The sequence below is a fragment of the Actinosynnema sp. NPDC002837 genome, from assembly GCF_040295345.1.
Lineage (GTDB): Bacteria > Actinomycetota > Actinomycetes > Mycobacteriales > Pseudonocardiaceae > Actinosynnema.
The window spans coordinates 108,662-124,128 of the sequence record NZ_JBEOVG010000015.1 but is presented as its reverse complement, the minus strand read 5'-3'; the positions used below and the strand labels follow the sequence as shown (position 1 = coordinate 124,128).

16 protein-coding genes are annotated in these 15,467 nt (G+C 72.5%); 5 read left to right on the top strand and 11 right to left on the bottom strand.

What is annotated here, in order from left to right; all coding sequences use genetic code 11:
* Positions 1-5: 5 nt before the first annotated feature.
* The 6 genes from ABTZ99_RS14275 to ABTZ99_RS14250 all read right to left on the bottom strand — a co-directional run bounded on the left by ABTZ99_RS14275 (position 6) and on the right by ABTZ99_RS14250 (position 5,239).
* Positions 6-869, bottom strand: a complete 864-nt coding sequence (locus ABTZ99_RS14275) for a geranyl diphosphate 2-C-methyltransferase (RefSeq protein ID WP_498780387.1) — start codon at positions 867-869, stop codon at positions 6-8.
* Between the two features lie 216 nt (positions 870-1,085).
* The gene (locus ABTZ99_RS14270; RefSeq protein WP_499611495.1) at positions 1,086-2,138 is read right to left on the bottom strand and encodes a medium chain dehydrogenase/reductase family protein; all 1,053 of its coding nucleotides are present in this window, start codon (positions 2,136-2,138) and stop codon (positions 1,086-1,088) included.
* 110 nt (positions 2,139-2,248) lie between these two features.
* Positions 2,249-3,298, bottom strand: coding sequence for an ABC transporter ATP-binding protein (locus tag ABTZ99_RS14265; RefSeq protein ID WP_498780384.1), 1,050 nt, complete (start codon positions 3,296-3,298; stop codon positions 2,249-2,251).
* A complete protein-coding gene (gene modB / locus ABTZ99_RS14260; protein ID WP_499611491.1) occupies positions 3,295-4,101 on the bottom strand; it encodes a molybdate ABC transporter permease subunit in 807 nt (268 codons plus the stop codon). Before modB ends, ABTZ99_RS14265 begins: the two co-directional genes overlap by 4 nt.
* On the bottom strand, positions 4,098-4,841 hold the full coding sequence (modA, locus tag ABTZ99_RS14255; RefSeq protein WP_499611488.1) for a molybdate ABC transporter substrate-binding protein: 744 nt from the start codon (positions 4,839-4,841) through the stop codon (positions 4,098-4,100). The genes modB and modA overlap by 4 nt, the downstream gene beginning before the upstream one ends.
* Complete coding sequence (locus ABTZ99_RS14250) at positions 4,841-5,239, bottom strand: TOBE domain-containing protein (protein WP_498780379.1); 399 nt, start codon at positions 5,237-5,239, stop codon at positions 4,841-4,843. The genes modA and ABTZ99_RS14250 overlap by 1 nt, the downstream gene beginning before the upstream one ends.
* A 97-nt stretch (positions 5,240-5,336) precedes the next feature.
* On the opposite strand from ABTZ99_RS14250, the gene ABTZ99_RS14245 reads away from it, so the two are divergent.
* Positions 5,337-5,828: a DUF4383 domain-containing protein gene (locus ABTZ99_RS14245; RefSeq protein ID WP_499611486.1), complete on the top strand. Its 492-nt coding sequence runs from the start codon at positions 5,337-5,339 to the stop codon at positions 5,826-5,828.
* 73 nt (positions 5,829-5,901) lie between these two features.
* On the top strand, positions 5,902-6,153 hold the full coding sequence (locus ABTZ99_RS14240) for a hypothetical protein (RefSeq protein WP_499611483.1): 252 nt from the start codon (positions 5,902-5,904) through the stop codon (positions 6,151-6,153).
* On the opposite strand, the gene ABTZ99_RS14235 is transcribed toward ABTZ99_RS14240, so the two are convergent.
* The 4 genes from ABTZ99_RS14235 to ABTZ99_RS14220 form a co-directional block, all read right to left on the bottom strand.
* Complete coding sequence (locus ABTZ99_RS14235) at positions 6,150-7,061, bottom strand: NAD-dependent epimerase/dehydratase family protein (protein WP_498780374.1); 912 nt, start codon at positions 7,059-7,061, stop codon at positions 6,150-6,152. The genes ABTZ99_RS14240 and ABTZ99_RS14235 overlap by 4 nt on opposite strands.
* 21 nt (positions 7,062-7,082) lie before the next feature.
* Positions 7,083-7,904: a tyrosinase family protein gene (locus tag ABTZ99_RS14230; protein ID WP_499611480.1), complete on the bottom strand. Its 822-nt coding sequence runs from the start codon at positions 7,902-7,904 to the stop codon at positions 7,083-7,085.
* A 34-nt stretch (positions 7,905-7,938) separates the two neighbouring features.
* Entirely contained in the window at positions 7,939-8,376 is a 438-nt protein-coding gene (locus ABTZ99_RS14225) for a tyrosinase family oxidase copper chaperone (protein WP_499611477.1), read from the bottom strand.
* Positions 8,377-8,576: 200 nt separating this feature from the next.
* Positions 8,577-9,749, bottom strand: coding sequence for a metallophosphoesterase (locus tag ABTZ99_RS14220; protein WP_499611475.1), 1,173 nt, complete (start codon positions 9,747-9,749; stop codon positions 8,577-8,579).
* A gap of 106 nt (positions 9,750-9,855) precedes the next feature.
* Here ABTZ99_RS14220 and ABTZ99_RS14215 point away from each other — a divergent pair, with 106 nt between their 5' ends.
* Positions 9,856-10,050, top strand: coding sequence for a hypothetical protein (locus tag ABTZ99_RS14215; protein ID WP_499611473.1), 195 nt, complete (start codon positions 9,856-9,858; stop codon positions 10,048-10,050).
* 136 nt (positions 10,051-10,186) lie between these two features.
* Positions 10,187-12,331: a putative bifunctional diguanylate cyclase/phosphodiesterase gene (locus ABTZ99_RS14210; protein WP_498780367.1), complete on the top strand. Its 2,145-nt coding sequence runs from the start codon at positions 10,187-10,189 to the stop codon at positions 12,329-12,331.
* Positions 12,332-12,466: 135 nt separating this feature from the next.
* On the opposite strand, the gene ABTZ99_RS14205 is transcribed toward ABTZ99_RS14210, so the two are convergent.
* Entirely contained in the window at positions 12,467-13,123 is a 657-nt protein-coding gene (locus ABTZ99_RS14205; protein WP_499611469.1) for a thiaminase II/PqqC family protein, read from the bottom strand.
* Positions 13,124-13,403: 280 nt separating this feature from the next.
* Here ABTZ99_RS14205 and ABTZ99_RS14200 point away from each other — a divergent pair, with 280 nt between their 5' ends.
* Positions 13,404-15,464, top strand: coding sequence for a diguanylate cyclase domain-containing protein (locus ABTZ99_RS14200; RefSeq protein ID WP_499611466.1), 2,061 nt, complete (start codon positions 13,404-13,406; stop codon positions 15,462-15,464).
* Positions 15,465-15,467: the final 3 nt, after the last annotated feature.

The window sequence follows — 15,467 nt, the reverse complement described above, 5'->3', positions numbered from 1 at the left end:
CCCGCTCAGACACGGTCGGCCGCGATGAGCAGGTAGTGGAAGCTGCCCTCGCGATAAGCGGTCAGGAACGCCTCCTCGATCCCGGTCGCCACCGAGGACTTCTCGCGCAACTCCCAGTACGGGATCGTCGCCGCGGTCAGGTCGATCACGTTGATCGGGACGAAATCGTTGGCCGCCAGCGCCTTGAAGTACTCGCTGCGCGGGTGGATGTTGCAGATGTAGTGCTGGTCGATCTGGCTCACCGCGCGCGAACGGCCGCCGGTGACGTCGTTGTAGCACCCGGTGATGGTGACGTAGCGACCGCCCGGCGCGAGTTGGCGCGCGTGTTCGGCGAACAGTTCGTGCAGATCGACGTACATGGTGCTCTCGTTGTTCCAGATGCCTTTCATCGAGCCCGTTTCGAAGCGGGTGTCGAGCATGTTGCGCAGGTGGTACCTCACCTTGTCGGCGACGCCCCGCTTGCGGGCCTGCGCGTTGGCGAACTCGACCTGCTTCTCCGAGATGGACACGCCGTCGACCCGGCAGCCGAAGCGCTGGTTGGCCATGATGCTGGTGCCGCCCCGGCCGCAGCCCGCGTCGAGCAGCCGGTCGTCGGGCCCGATGTCGCCCAGGTTGTCGAGCAGCACGTCGGCCTGCGCGGTCTCGAGCCGGTGCATCTCGGCGATCACGGCCTCGTCGCGCCGCTCGGCGGGCACCTCCAGCACGGCGGGGTCGTAGTCGCCGATGCCGTAGTGGTGGTGGTAGAGGCCGTCGACCTCACCCAGGCGCAGGTTGACCGGATTCTTTTCGTTGTTCCAGTACGTGGCGATCGAGCGCTGGTAATCGGTGCGCAGCACCGGTCGGCCCTCGGTGTCCTGGAATGTCGCCATTGAATGAGCTCCCCACGTCGTTTGCCGCGACCCACGCCTGTTTTGGTCTTCGGCGAAACTAACACCGTGCTCCGGACGGGCGCAGTCACCCATTTGAGTGGCACGGTCGACAGGGGAAAAGAGAATCCACCTAGACTACTTCTCTCACTCAATGCGGCATTTTTCACCCGCACCGGTGATGGAAAGAACACGCCGAGTGGGTGTTCCGGCGCGCGACTACTCCGTCCAGGGCTGCGGGAGGAGGACCACCTTGCCGGTGACGGTGCCGGACTCGGCCAGGCGCACGGCGTCCGCGACCCGCTCCAGCGGCACGCGGGCGGCGATCGTGGGCGTCAGGGAGCCGTCGGCGAGCAGGCCGAACACCGTGCCGAGGTCGCGGGCCAGCCGGGCGCGGAACTTCGCGGCGTTGCGCTTGCCCGCCCACACGTTGAAGAACGTGGCGCGGCGCCCGTTGGGCAGCGCGTTCCACCACAGGAGGCGCACGACCAGCTTCAACACCGGCAGCATGGCCGAGCCGGGCTCGTCCTTCGTCGACGCGCTGCCGTACGCGACGAGCGCGCCCCGCCGGGCGAGCAGGCGGTAGGAGTCGACCAGGCCGGGGCCGCCGACGTGGTCGAACACCGCGTCCACGCCGTCCGGGGCCAACTCGCGGACCTTGCCCGGCACGTCGGCGTCGCGGTAGTCGACCGGGATCGCGCCCAGCGCCCGGACCGCGTCGTGGTGCCGCGCCGAAGCGGTGCCGATCACCCGCGCGCCGGCGAGCACGGCCAGTTGCACGAGCAACGACCCGACGCCGCCGTTCGCGCCCAGCACCAGCACGGTCTGGCCGGCCCGGACCTTGGCGAAGCCGTGCGCCATCTGCCACGCGGTCACCCCGTTGACGACCAGCGCCGCCGCCTCGGCCGCGTCCACGCCCGCCGGCACCGGCACCAGGTCGGCCGCCTCCACCAGGGCGTGGCTGGTCCAGCCGCCGGTCTTGGTCAGCGCCGCGAACCGCCCGCCGACCAGGCCCGGGTCCACGCCGGCGCCGACCGACGCGACCGTGCCGACCAGGTCGTAGCCGGGCACGAACGGGAACGGGGGCTGGTCGAAGTACTTGCCCTTGCGCATCTGCTTCTCGGCGAAGGAGACCCCGGACGCCTCGACCCGCACCAACGCCTGCCCCGGACCGGGGGTCGGGCGCTCGCGGTGGTGCAGCTCGAGGCCCTCGGGCTCGACCACGCCCGGCAGCACGACTTCCAGGACCTGCTCGGCGGACTGCTTGCTCATCGCTTCCTCCAGAGTCTGTGAGTGGTCAGTCACTCATGACTGAGTCAACGCGGCCGACAGGGGTCATGTCAAGGCGAATCAGGGAAAGAGTGGTTGGTCACTCACACTCGTTACGACGGGTACGCGTGTGCCTCGGTGGCCTTCACGGCGGCCCACAGCTCGTCACCGGGCCGGAGCCGGAGGTCCGCGACGGTCGCGGTGGTGACGTCGGCCAGCACGGGCGGCACGCCGTCCAGTCGCACGCGCGTGGTGTGGGCGTGCTGCTCGATCCCGGCCACGGTGACGCGCCACGCGTTGCGCGGGCTGCCGACCGGGCGCTCCGGGTGCAGGCCGACCGCGGTCGGGGGGAACACCACGTGCACCGGTCCGGTCACCGGCGTCGCCACGGTGAGCGTGCCGCCGGCGTCCAACGACACGGTCGTGCCGTGGGCCGTGCCGCGGTACAGGTTGAGGCCGACCAGGTCGGCGACGTAGTCCGTGCGCGGGCGGCGGGCCACGTCGGCCGGCGTTCCCTCCTGCACGACCTCGCCGTGCTCCAGCACCACCAGCCGGTCGGCGAGCACCATCGCGTCCAGCGGGTCGTGCGTGACGAGCAGCGTGTGGCCGGGGTAGTCGCGCAGGTGCCTGCCGAGCTCCGCGCGCACGTGCAGCCGGGTCGCCGCGTCCAGCGCGGCCAGCGGCTCGTCCAGCAGCAGCAGGTCCGGGCCGGTGGCCAGGGCGCGGGCCAGCGCGACGCGCTGCGCCTGCCCGCCGGACAGCGCGCGCGGCTTGGCCTTCGCGTGCGCGGCCAGCCCGACGCGGTCCAGCCACCGGGCCGCCTCCGCCCGCGCCGCCGCACGGCCCGCGCCCCGGGCCCGCAGCCCGAAGGCGACGTTCTCCAACGCCGACAGGTGCGCGAACAGCAGGTAGTCCTGGAACACCACGCCGATCGGACGCCGTTCGGCGGGCCGGAACACGGCCGGCGGCACGTCCCACGCCTGCCCGCCGAGCCGGATGTGCCCGCCGCTCAACGGGAGCAGCCCCGCCAGGGCGCGCAGCGCGGTGCTCTTGCCCGCGCCGTTCGGGCCGAGCAGGGCGACCACCTCGCCCGGCTCCACCACCAGTTCCGCGGCGAGCCGGAACGCGCCGCGGGTCACCCTCAGGTCGGCGTGCAGCGTCATGACGGCCCGCTGACCCACCGGTCGCGCAGCGCGGCCAGCACGCCCACGGACACCATCAGCAGCACCACGCTCAACACGATCGCCGCGTCCGGATCGGTCTCCAGGGCCAGGTACACGGCCAGCGGCATGGTGGTCGTCTCGCCCGGGAAGTTGCCCGCGAACGTGATGGTGGCCCCGAACTCGCCCAACGCCCGCGCCCAGCACAGCACCGTGCCCGCGACCACGCCCGGCAGGATCGACGGCAACGTGACCCGCCGGAACGCCAGCCAGCGCGACGCGCCCAGCGTCGCGGCGGCCTCCTCGTAACGCGGATCGGCCGCCCGCAGCGCGCCCTCCACCGAGATGACCAGGAACGGCATCGCCACGAACGCCTCCGCCAGCACCACCCCGGCGGTGGTGAACGGCAGCGAGACGCCGAACCACGCGTCGAGGTGCTGCCCGACGAGCCCGCGCCGGCCGAGCACGAACAGCAACGCCACCCCGCCCACCACGGGCGGCAGCACCAGCGGCACCGTCACCAGCGCCCGCAGCACGCCCCGCCCCGGCACGTCGCCGCGCGCCAGCAGCCACGCCAGCGGCACGCCCAGCACCAGGCACACCACCGTCGCCAGGCTCGCGCACACCAACGACAGCCGCAGCGCCTCGCCGACCGACGCGCTGAACAGCCTCGACGGCAGCGTGCGCCACGGCGCGCGGATCAGCAGGCCCACCAACGGGACGAGCAGGAACGCGAGCCCGACCACGGCCGGCAGCGCCAGCGCCACCGGCAGCCGGCCCCGGGTCCGACGACGGGTCGACCTCACGGCGCGTCGAACCCGGCCCCGGCGAGCACCGCCCGACCCCGGTCGGACCGCACGTGAGCCACGAACGCCCGCGCGCCGGCGGCGTTGCGGGCCTTGGCCAACGGCGCGATCGGGTAGTCGTTGACCGTCCGGTCGGCTTCCGGGAACCCGATGCCCTCGACCTCGCCGGCCGCCGACGCCACGTCCGTCCGGTACACCAGCGCCGCGTCCACCTCGCCGAGCCGCACCTTGGTCAGCACCGCTTTCACGTCCTGCTCCACGGTGTCCGGCCGCGCCACCACCCCGGCGGCCTCGAACGCCCGCTTCGCCGCCGCGCCGCACGGCACCTCCTGCGCGCACAACGCGATCTTGGCCGCGTCGTCCGCGAAGCCCGCCAGGCCGGTGATCCCCGCCGGGTTGCCCGCGGGCACCGCGATCGCCAACCGGTTGCGCGCGAACGTGACCGGCTCGGCGGCCGTCCCGCCCGCGTCGACCACCTGCGCCATGTTCGCGGCCGCGGCCGAGGCGAACACGTCCGCCGGCGCGCCCTGCCCGATCTGCCGCGCGAGCGCCGAGCTGCCGCCGAAGTTGAACATGACGTCCACGCCGGGGTTGGCCGCCTCGAAGTCCTCGCCCAGCCGGGTGAACGCCTCGGTCAACGACGCCGCCGCGAACACCGTGATCCGGTCCTCCGCGGTGGTTCCCGACGCGCCGCAACCCGCCAGCACCACCAGCAGCGCCACCAGCGCCGGCGCGCGCATCACGCCTCCGGGATCTCGACGACGACGTGCGTGGACTTGATCGACGCGACCGCCACGGCGCCCACCTCGAGGCCGAGCTCGTCGGCCGAGTCGCGGCTCATCAACGACACCACCCGGAACGGCCCGGCCTGCAGCTCGACCTGCGCCATGACCCCGTCCTTGACCACGCGCGTGACGATCCCGCGCATCCGGTTGCGCGCCGACGCGGCCACCGTCACGCCCGGCTCCGGCGCCTCGGCCAGGCGTTGGGCCAACTCGGCCAGCTCGCGACCGTCGACACCCTTGCGCCCGCTGTCCAGCTGCACCTCGGCCAGGCGGCCCTGGTCGATCCACCGGCGCACGGTGTCGTCGCTCACCCCGAGCAGGGCGGCGGCGTCACTGATCCGCAGATTCGGCACATCCAGCAGTGTAACTCCGCACCTGCGGAAGTTTGTGATCTTCGTTTCACCCCCGACCCGCCGGGTACGCCACCCGAACCCTGATCGGAGGACCGCCATGACGACCTCGAACGACCGCGTCGGCGCCCGCCGCAGTCCCGTCCAGGCGCTCGCGCTGACCGGCGGAGCGGTGTTCCTGCTGGTGGGGGTGCTGGGGTTCGTGCCGGGCGCGACGGTCGCCCTCGACGGCATCCGCTTCGCCGGACCGGCCTCCGAGGCCCTGCTGTTCGGCGTGTTCCAGGTCTCGGTGCTGCACAACGCCCTGCACCTGCTGTTCGGCGTGGCCGGGATCCTGGCGGCGTCCTCACGGGGCGCGTCACGCCTGTTCCTGGTCGCCGGCGGGTTCATCTACCTGGTGCTGTGGGCCTACGGCTCGGTGGTGCACTCGATCGACCACGACGGCGGCGCGGCGAACTTCGCCCCGGTCAACCCGGCCGACAACCTGCTGCACCTCGGGCTCGGAGCCGGCATGATCATCTCGGCCGTGCTCGCCACGGTCGCCGAACGCGCCCGAGGCCGGTACCCCGGCCGCGAACAACGCGGTGCGTGACCGCCCGGCTGAAGGCCGCGCGGACCACGTCGCGTAAGTTCACCCGGGGAGGCGCTTGACTGGGAGGGCGTAGATGGCGAGTTCCGGAGGACAACGGCATTTCGGGCGAGTGGACCCGTTCTGCCTGTTCATGGTCCTGCCGCTGGTGCTGATCGCGGGCATCCTGATCTGGGGTGGCCTGGCTTGGGTCGGCGTCGTCGTCATCGTCTGCGGAGCCCTCGTGGTGCTCATCGACTCGTGGACCAACCGCCCGCTCCCGTTCGACGTGCCCGAGGACGACGACTACGACTACGACCCGCCGGCACCCGGCCGGCGCGCGTACTAGGCCCGCGGGAACGTCTCGGCGAGGGCGTCGTCCACCGAACCCGGCCGGATCGGCGTGACGAACAGCTCGCGCAGCAGCAGCGAGGCCGCGCGCGCCGGGTCCAACCCCGACTGCCTGCCCGTCAGCCGCTGCACGAGCCCGGTCAACCGCAACGCCACCCGCACCACCGCGCCCGGCAGGCGGCGCACCTCGCGCGGATGACCGGCGGCGGCCGCGATGCGACCGATCATGTCCGGCCACGTCAGGTTCTCGGCCGCCACGGGGATGTCCTCACCGGACGCCCGCTCCAGCGCGTCGACGGCGACCTCGGCCACCTGCGCGACCGTCGTGGCGGCGCTGCCACCGGGCGGCGCGAGCAGCGGGGACCGTGACCGGACCCACTTGTCCAACGGGCCCGACCAGTTCGGCAGCCGGTCACCGGCCCGGCCGAACACGAACGGCAGCTCCAGCACCGCCACCGGCAGGTCCGGCCCCGCCGCCGCACGGCCCGCCCGTGCCTGCTCGACCCGGCTGCGGACGTACGGGTGGCGTTCGGCCAGCTCCCACTCCGGGTGCAGCCGGTGGAAGTGCGTGTAGTACGACCCGAGCACCACGGCTCGGCTCAGCCCTTCCTCGCGCGCGGCGGTGAGCAGCCGCACGACCGGCGCCACGTTGCCCCGGTGGAACACCGGGTAAGCGGGCCGGCGCGGCACCTCCCGGTCGTCCGCGCCGGCCGCGAACACCACGCCGTCGTGCCCCGCGAGCAACGCCCGGAACTCCGCCTCCGCGGCCGTCGTCGCGTCGAGGGCGTGGTCGACGCCGTCGCGCGCGGTCCGCGCCACGGACGTCACCTCGTGCCCCCGTGCCCGCAACCGTCCGACGACGTGCTGCCCGACCAACCCGCTCGCACCCACCACCAGGACCTTCACGGACCGATCATGCCCGTCCCGTCACGCGTAGGTGTAGCTGCCCCGGTGGTCCAGGGTCGAGTACACGGTGACGCCGAAGGGCTCCAACGTCTCCTCGACGTCGACCACGTTCGCCACGCCACCACCGGGCCGGTACCGGTCGGCGCCGAAGCCCCAGCGCTCCTGCCAGCGGGACCAGAGCCGGTCGATGTGGCAGTGGTGCAGGAAGAACACCGGGTCGTTCGGCGAGTCGACCTGCGCCATGTGGCCGCCGACCCAGACGTGGACGCGGTTGTGCAGGTTCGGCGACAGGCCGCCCTCCGCGCGGTTGCGCATGCCGCTGCTCGACGAGGAGTTCCACGGCGACACGTCGTAGGTCGACACGCCCATGACGGTGTCGACGTCGGAGGTCGTGGGCAGCGAGCCGCGCAGCGCCATCGCCCGCCGCAACGACGTCGAGGACGTGGCGCTGACGTTGATCCGCCACCTCGTGGAGCCGGCGAACGGGCCGCTGAGCACGGCGCCGTTGCCGCCGGAGCCGTTGCCGCCCATGAAGTCGGAGGTGAAGGGCGCGCCGGTGGTGGAGCGGTTGGCCGTCCAGTTCCAGTACGGCAGGTCCACCGCCGGGTTGATCGCCTTGAGGCCGTTCTCCAGCTCCAGCAGGAACCGCCGGTGCCACGGCAGGAACGACGACGACATGTGCGCGTAGTTGTGGCTGTTGACGGCGTTGAAGTACGTCATGTGGGTGCGCACGAACCAGTCGTAGTTGCGGCCGCCGGCCTGCGCCTTCAGCGCCTTCACGGCGGCGACGAAGTCGGCCTTCTCGGTGGCCGTCAGCGCGGCCGCGCTCTTGCGGGTGCCCATGGCTTCGTTCCTTTCGCGGGCGGTCGGGCGCCGATCACTTGTGCGGGTGGTCGGCGTCGTGGGTCAGCTCCTGGTCTCCGAGCTGGTCCACGGCGAGCTTCGCCAGCTTCTTGAGGCCGTCCCGGTTGTCCCCCTCGTCCAGGGGGACGGGGTCGAAGTGGTTGAGCGTGCTGAGCACCGCGGTGTAGGTCGCGGTCGAGTCGGGCGCCACGGGCAGCTCGACCTGCATGACGCCGAGCTTCTTGCCGTTGATGTGGACCTTGTGCTTGCCGTTGGCCTTGTCGTGCTCGCCCTTGATCTTCTTGCCCTTGTAGGTCTCCTCGAAGTCACGGGGATCGGCGAGGGCCGCGACCCTGCTGGGACCGGCCGCGGCGCCGGAGGAGGCGAGGCCGGCGAAACCGGCCGCGGTGACGGCGATGAGAGCGGCGGTCGCGCCGTGCCGGAACACGTCTCGGCGGGAGATGTCGTTCATGGGAGTCCTTCGGCGGCGTCGGGTTCTTCGAGGCCCCCCAACGGTGTCGTGACTCCGACCGCGACCGACCGCACCTCTCCGCCGAGCGTGCGACCGCTCGTGCCGTCGAACAACGGCACTCACCCGTTCGTGTCAGGTGTGCACCTTTGTGGGTAGGGCCGAAGTACCCAGGGTGCGCGCCCGCGTGCACGGGCGGTGGATCAGGCGGCGCGCAACGTGAGCAACGAGATCTCGCTCGGTGCGAAGACGCGCAGCGGCGGACCCCAGAAACCGGCGCCCCGGCTCGTGTACAGCCGGGTGCGCTCGCCGTGGCGGCTCAACCCCGCCAGCACCGGCTGCTGGAGCCGCACCAGCAGGTGGAACGGCCAGATCTGCCCGCCGTGCGTGTGCCCGGACAGCTGGAGGTCGACGCCCGCCGCGACGGCCTTGGGGATCTCGCTGGGCTGGTGCGCCAGCAGCACCACCGGGTCGTCGGCGCGCGTGCCCGCGAGGGCGGCGTCGAGGTCCGCACCGTGCCCGGCCTCGCCCGAGTGCGCTCCGGTGATGTCGTCCACGCCCGCGAAGACCAGCCGGGCGTCGCCGCGGTCCAGCACCCGGTGCTGGTTGTGCAGGCTCGTCCAACCCAGCTCGGTCATGTGGTCCAGCCACGCCTGGGCGTTGCTGATGTACTCGTGGTTGCCCGATACGTAGAACCGGTGCGGTGCCCGGATGTCGCCCAGTGCGGCGGCCTGGCCGCGGCGTTGCTCCACCGTGCCGTCCGCGATGTCGCCGACGTGCACGACGACGTCCGGGTCGAGGGCGTTGACCGCCGCCACCGTGTCCGCGGACCACTTCGTGCGGTCGATCGCGCCGTAATGGGTGTCCGCGAGCACCGCGACGGTGAGCCCGTCGAACGCCGCGTCCAGCCGGGGGAGCGGCACGTCGGTCCGCTTCACCCGCGGCACGCGGCGCGCCTCGCGGAGGCCGTACCCGACCAGCGCCAGGCCGACGACGAGCAGGGTGACCGCGACGAACCGCGCCCGGAACGGGTTCTCCACGCCCGCCACCGCCAGCACGATCCGCAGCACGTGCGTGATCAGGGTCCAGGCGAAGAACACCCACGCCACGCCCAGCACCAGGTGCGCGACCCGGGACGCCCGGTCGGAGTGCCGGCGGCCGTGCGCGCGGACCAGCAGCAGCGGGAACGCCACCGACGTGACGACGAAGAACGCCGTGCCGAGGACCTGCACCGGCCACGGCCACCGCGCGCCCGGTGCGAGCAGGCCCGTCCAGGGCACCCAGAACAGCAGCGCGGTCACCGTGAGCAGCACCGCCGTGAAGATGACGCGGCGCCGCGCGGACGGGCGGGGCGGCGCGGTCGTCGTGCTCGACATCGGGTCTCCTCGGCGGCTTTACGAACCAGCGGGCTCTTATCGACGGTAGCCCGCCGTGCGGCCGGTGTCCAAGTTTGCCGCCGGGGTGGGCGGAAACCCTGGTCGCATGGCTGACGAGCGTGAACGCGAGGGTCACTCGCCGGAGGAGTTCCGGGTCGAGACGCCGGAGGAGGACGAGCGGCTGGCCGCCTCGCGGCGCCGGATCGACGAGGCCAAGGCGGTCGCCGCGGACCTCGCCAGGACCACGCCGGACCCCCTGCCCGACAGCGAGCCGCCGCACGGCTCCGTCCCCGGATCCTGATCTTCGCCGCGCCTCCGGGGCAGGTCCATAGTGGACTCACCCGAATGGCGGTTGAGAACGTGAACACCGGTATGGATAGTTCGATCTTCCGCGAGGGTGTTCAGCCGATCGCCGCTTGACTTGGGGGTAACCGGGCGTGGCTCGTCCAACCCGCTCCGTGGTGGACGACCCGCTTTCGTCACCCGGTCAGGCCGGGCTGCGCCGGGTCCGGTTGCTCACCGGGGCCTACGCCTGGCTCAGCTCCATCGCGTTCGCGGTCCAGCTGGTGGTCATCGGGGCCGGGCCCGGCCGCTTCGTGCTGGCCGCGCTGGTGCCGCTGGTGCTCGTGTCGTGGCTGCCGCGACCGAACCGGGACAGCTGGCTGATCGCGCTGGTGGAGTGCGCGGTCGTGCACGGCGCGATGTTCGTGCTGCCCACGCCGCAGCCCGCGCTCGGCTTCGTCTTCGCCGTGACGGTGCAGCGCGCGCTGCGCGGCGCCGACCACGAGCGTTTCCCCCTCCGGGCGATGCCTGCCCTGTTGGGGTTCCTGACCGGGTTCACGGTGTGGCTCTCGGTCACCCCCGTCGCGGTGACGGGGCCGATGGTCGCCTCCGTCGTGATGCCGTTGGTGGGCCTGGCGGTCGTGGCGACGGCGTTGCACGAGACGGCGCGCTCGGCGCGGCTCGTGCGGGACGCGCACCGCACCGTCGAGGCCGTCGTGCGGGCCAGCCCGGTCGGGCTGGTGCTGGTCGACGCCGACGGCGCGCCGCGGCTGCACAACGACCGGGCCCGTGAGCTGCTGGCCTGGTCCGGGGCGAGCCCGGGGCGGGTGCCGTGCCCGCACGGTCCGGACATCACCGACTGCGAGCGCGGCTGCCGCTCGGCCGACGACGCGGTGGAGGTCCGCGTGACCCGGGCGGACGGTTCGACCGGCGTGCTCGCGGTGCAGGCGGTGCCGGTCGACGACGTCTCCGAGCGGCACACCCTGGTCACCGCGCTGGACGTGAGCAAGCGCCGTGAGCTGGAGGACCAGTTGCGCACCCGGGCCGAGCGGGACGAGCTGACCGGGCTCGCCGGGCGCACGCACTTCCTGCACCTGGTGGACCAGGCGCTGCCGGCCGGCGAGGCGGTGGGCCTGCTGGTGATCGACCTCGACGGGTTCAAGGAGGTCAACGACGCCGAGGGGCACGAGGCGGGCGACTGGTACCTGGTGTCGGCGGCCGAGCGGATCGGCCGGGCCGTCGGGCCCGTGGCCACCGCCGCGCGGCTCGGCGGCGACGAGTTCGCCGTCCTCGCGCCCGGTCACGACGTGCGTGACGCGGCACGGCTGGCCACCCGGATCCTGTCGGAGCTGGCGCGGCCGTTGACCGGGCTGGGGCACGACACCGTGATCCGGGCCAGCGTCGGCATCGCGGTGTCGTCACCGGGGGTGGGTACGGCGGACCTGCTGCGTGACGCGGACACCGCGATGTACGTGGCCAAGCGCGAGGGAGGCGGGCGGATCCGGCTGTTCCGGCCGGAGATGGGCGAGCGGGTGCTGGCCCGGCAGCGCGACAAGGCCGACCTGCGCACGGCCGTGTCCGACGGGCAGCTGGTGCTGCACTACCAGCCGATCGTGGACCTGGCGACGTCGCAGGCGGCGGGCGCGGAGGCGTTGGTGCGGTGGCAGCGGCCGGGGCACGGGCTGCTCGGGCCCGGCGAGTTCATCGGGCTGGCGGAGGAGACCGGCCTGATCGTGCCGCTGGGCAACAAGGTGCTGGCCGGCGCGTGCGAGCAGGCGATGCGGTGGCGCGAGCAGGGGCGTGCGCTCGGGGTGACGGTGAACGTGTCGACCAGGCAGCTGTCCGCGCCCGCGTTCCTGCCGTCGTTGGACCGGGTGCTCAAGACCACCGGGCTCCCGCCGGAGCGGCTGACGATCGAGGTGACCGAGTCGGTGTGGGCCGACGGCGCGGCGATGCGCGGGCTGATGGAGGTGCGGGAGACCGGGGTGCGGGTGGCGCTGGACGACTTCGGCACCGGCTACTCGTCGCTGAGCTACCTGCAGCGCTACCCGTTCGACGTGGTGAAGATCGACCGGTCGTTCACCAACGCCCTCTCCGAAACCGGGCGCACCGCAGGCGTCGTGCGCTGCATCATCGACCTGGCGGAGGTCCTGGGCGCCCACACCGTGGCCGAGGGCATCGAAACGCAGGCCCAGGCGGACTGGCTCCGCAACGCCGGCTGCGCCTACGCCCAGGGCTACCTCTTCGGCCGCCCCGACCTGGCCGAGAACTGGGACACCCAGCCCTCCGTCCCCCACTGACCCGCGTGCCGAACCTTCAGGCCCCTGGGTTCAACGCCCGGGTTTCCGGGTTGAACCGCCGGCGGGTACCCGAACGTAGGACTCAGTGGGCCTGAGGGTTCGACACGCGGGGCCTGGACGTTCGACACGCGCGAGTCAGGGGAGGTCGGCGAGGGTGTTCCAGAACATCAGCTCGTAGGAGTGCAGGAGGCGGGCGGCCGGCATCGCGGCGGCGGGGGACCAGCCGGTGTCCAGGACGCCGTCCAACGCGCGCAGGCCGAGGGCGTCCAGCTCCGGCGCGGGTTCGGCGAAGAAGTCGAAGAACGCGCAGCCCGCGTCGTCGAAACCGTAGTGCTCGCGCAGCGCGGCGGCGATCGTCGCGCAATAGCCGCCCCATTCCGCGAAGTTCGCCAGAATCGCGAGGAGCGCGTCGTGCGGATTGCCGTCCAACGCCAGCCTGGCCACGAACGACGGATATGCCTGACATCCCGGCAACGGTCGGTACGCGGCCACGTCATCCGAGGTCAGGCCGCACGCGGCGGCGAAATCGGCCAGTTTGGCCAACGCCAGCCCCTCGCCTCCGGCGACCGTCGCGAAGAACTCGCGCTGCGCCGGCACGGGAGACTGCGCGGCCAACGTGAGGAACGCTCGCCAGTCGCTCTGCACGATGCGGTGCTCTTCGGCCGCCAACGCCTGCAACGTGGCGAGCGGCGCCTCGCCGGACGCGATCAGCGGCACCAGCCGGTTCGTCCCGCCCTCGCCCTTCAGTTCCTCCCGCACCCGCTCCAACAGGTCTTTCGCGTCCTTCGCCATCGTTCCCCCTCGTCCCGGCACCGCCCGTCACCGGAGACGGCGGCATGACCAATAGGCACTCTATAGAGCCTCCCGGCGTCGCGCGGATGGGCATGCGCGTCGGTTCTGTGGATGAAGAGTCGGCAACAGGGATTGACGCGGACTCCCCTTTACCGGTCTCATGTCCCCGCCTTGTCGAACGTCAGCGTTGCCTCAGTGGGGAGTGCCGGGATTGCGCGTCGCCGGAGAACCGTCGGTCGAAAACGGCGAAATCCCGATCGGTAAACAGCATCAGCTGTGGATGGGTTACCTGGCTTTCGGCCTGTTATCGGTCGGGGTCTACTACGCGCTGCCGATCTTCGTCGGCACGATTCCGCTGCGGGTGGTCGTCTACTGCGCGGTGAGCACGTCCGCCGCCTTCGCCGTGTGGTGGGGCGTGCGGCGCAACCGGCCCGAACCCCGCGCGCCGTGGATCGTGCTCGGCCTGAGCCAACTCGTGTACGCCCTGGCCGACACCACGTTCTACATCGCGCACTACGTGCTCAACGACGCGAGCTACCCGTCCATCGCGGACGCGTTCTACCTGGGCCACTACCCGCTCGTCGTGGTCGGCCTGCTCATGCTGATCCGGCAGCGCCGCGCCGACCGCGACCTGCCCAGCCTCCTCGACGCGGTCTCCCTCACGGTCGTCGCGGGCCTGCTGTCGTGGGTCTTCGTGATCGGCCCGCAGACCCGGCTCGGCACGCCGCTGCTGGTCGAGATGGTGTCGCTGGCCTACCCGCTGATGGACCTGGTGCTGCTGCTGGTCTCGCTGCGGCTGCTGTTCGGCGGCGGGCGGCGTGACGCGTCCTTCGTGCTGCTGGTCCTGTGGCTGGCCGCGATCCTCACGGCCGACACCGTGTACGTGTTGCAGCGCCTTGACCTCAGCTACGCGGCGGGCAACTTCCTGGACGCGATCTGGCTGACGGGCAACCTGGCCCTCGGCGCGTGCGCCCTGCACCCGTCGATGGGGCGGATGGCGCAGGCCGTCGACGTGCCCGCGCTGCGGCTGAGCTGGCCGCGGCTGGCGATCCTGTCCGGCGGCGCGTTGATCGGACCGGCGTTGTTGCTGGTGCAGAACGCCCAGGGCGTGCGCCGGGACGTGCCGGTGATCGCGGCGGGCTGCGCGGTGCTGTTCGCGCTGACCGCCACCCGCCTCGCGGGCCTCGCGGTCGACCAGCGCAGCCTCGCCATCACCGACAGCCTCACCCGGTTGCGCAGCCGTCGCTACTTCGAGGCGCGCCTGGCCGACGACCTGGCACGGGCCAGGCGCACCGGGCTACCGCTCGGCGTGGTGATCCTCGACGTCGACCGGTTCAAGTCGATCAACGACCGGTTCGGGCACCCGGCGGGTGACCGGGTGCTGGTCGAGGTGGCCAACCGGCTGCGCGCGATCGCCGGGCCGGGCCGGGTGCTCGCCCGGTACGGCGGCGAGGAGTTCGCGCTGATCGCGACCGGTGTGGACGCCGAGAACCTGAGCCGCCTCGCGGAACGGTTGCGGCACGGGGTCTCCCACCATCCGATCGCCGTGAGCGGTCGTAGATCGGTGACGGTTACGCTCTCCGCCGGCACCGCCGCGTTCGCGCCGCACTACGGCACCGCGTCCGCGTTGGTGTCGGCGGCTGACCGCGCGTTGTACCTGGCCAAGGATCTCGGTCGGGACCGGGCGGTCGCCGGTGGCACATCGCTCACCGAGCACCGGGAGGACGTCGCGGTGGACTACCTGAACCAGGTCGCGGACCTGGTCGACCTGCGCGTGGCCAGTCCCGGGCGCAGCCTGGCCATCGCCGAGTGGGCGCGCACCGTCGCCGAGCACCTGAAGCGGGACCACGCCGAGGTCCACAACGCGCACCGCGCGGGACGGCTGCTCGACGTCGGCATGATCGTGCTGCCCGACGACCTGCTCACCGAGTCCGGCCCGCTCACCGACCAGCAGTGGCACCTGCTGCACGAACACCCCGACAGCGGCGCGCGCATGGTCGGCGTGCTGCCCGACCACGGCGAGGTGGCCGAGGTCATCCGCCAGCACCACGAGCGGTGGGACGGCGCCGGCTACCCCAACGGCCTGGCCCGCGACGGCATCCGGGTCGAGGCGCGGATCCTGTCGGTGTGCGACGCGTGGGCGGCGATGCGCGCCGACCGGCCGCACCGGCGTGCGTTGACCCACGAGCAGGCCGTGCGCGAGCTGCGCTCCGGCCGCGGCGCGCGGTTCGACCCGGACCTGGTCGACGTGTTCCTGGCGTTGCTGGAGAAGGGCGTGGTCGGCGACCTGTCCGCCGGACCCGGCTCGGCGGTGCCGCGGGAGGACAGCCGCCTATCCTGACGC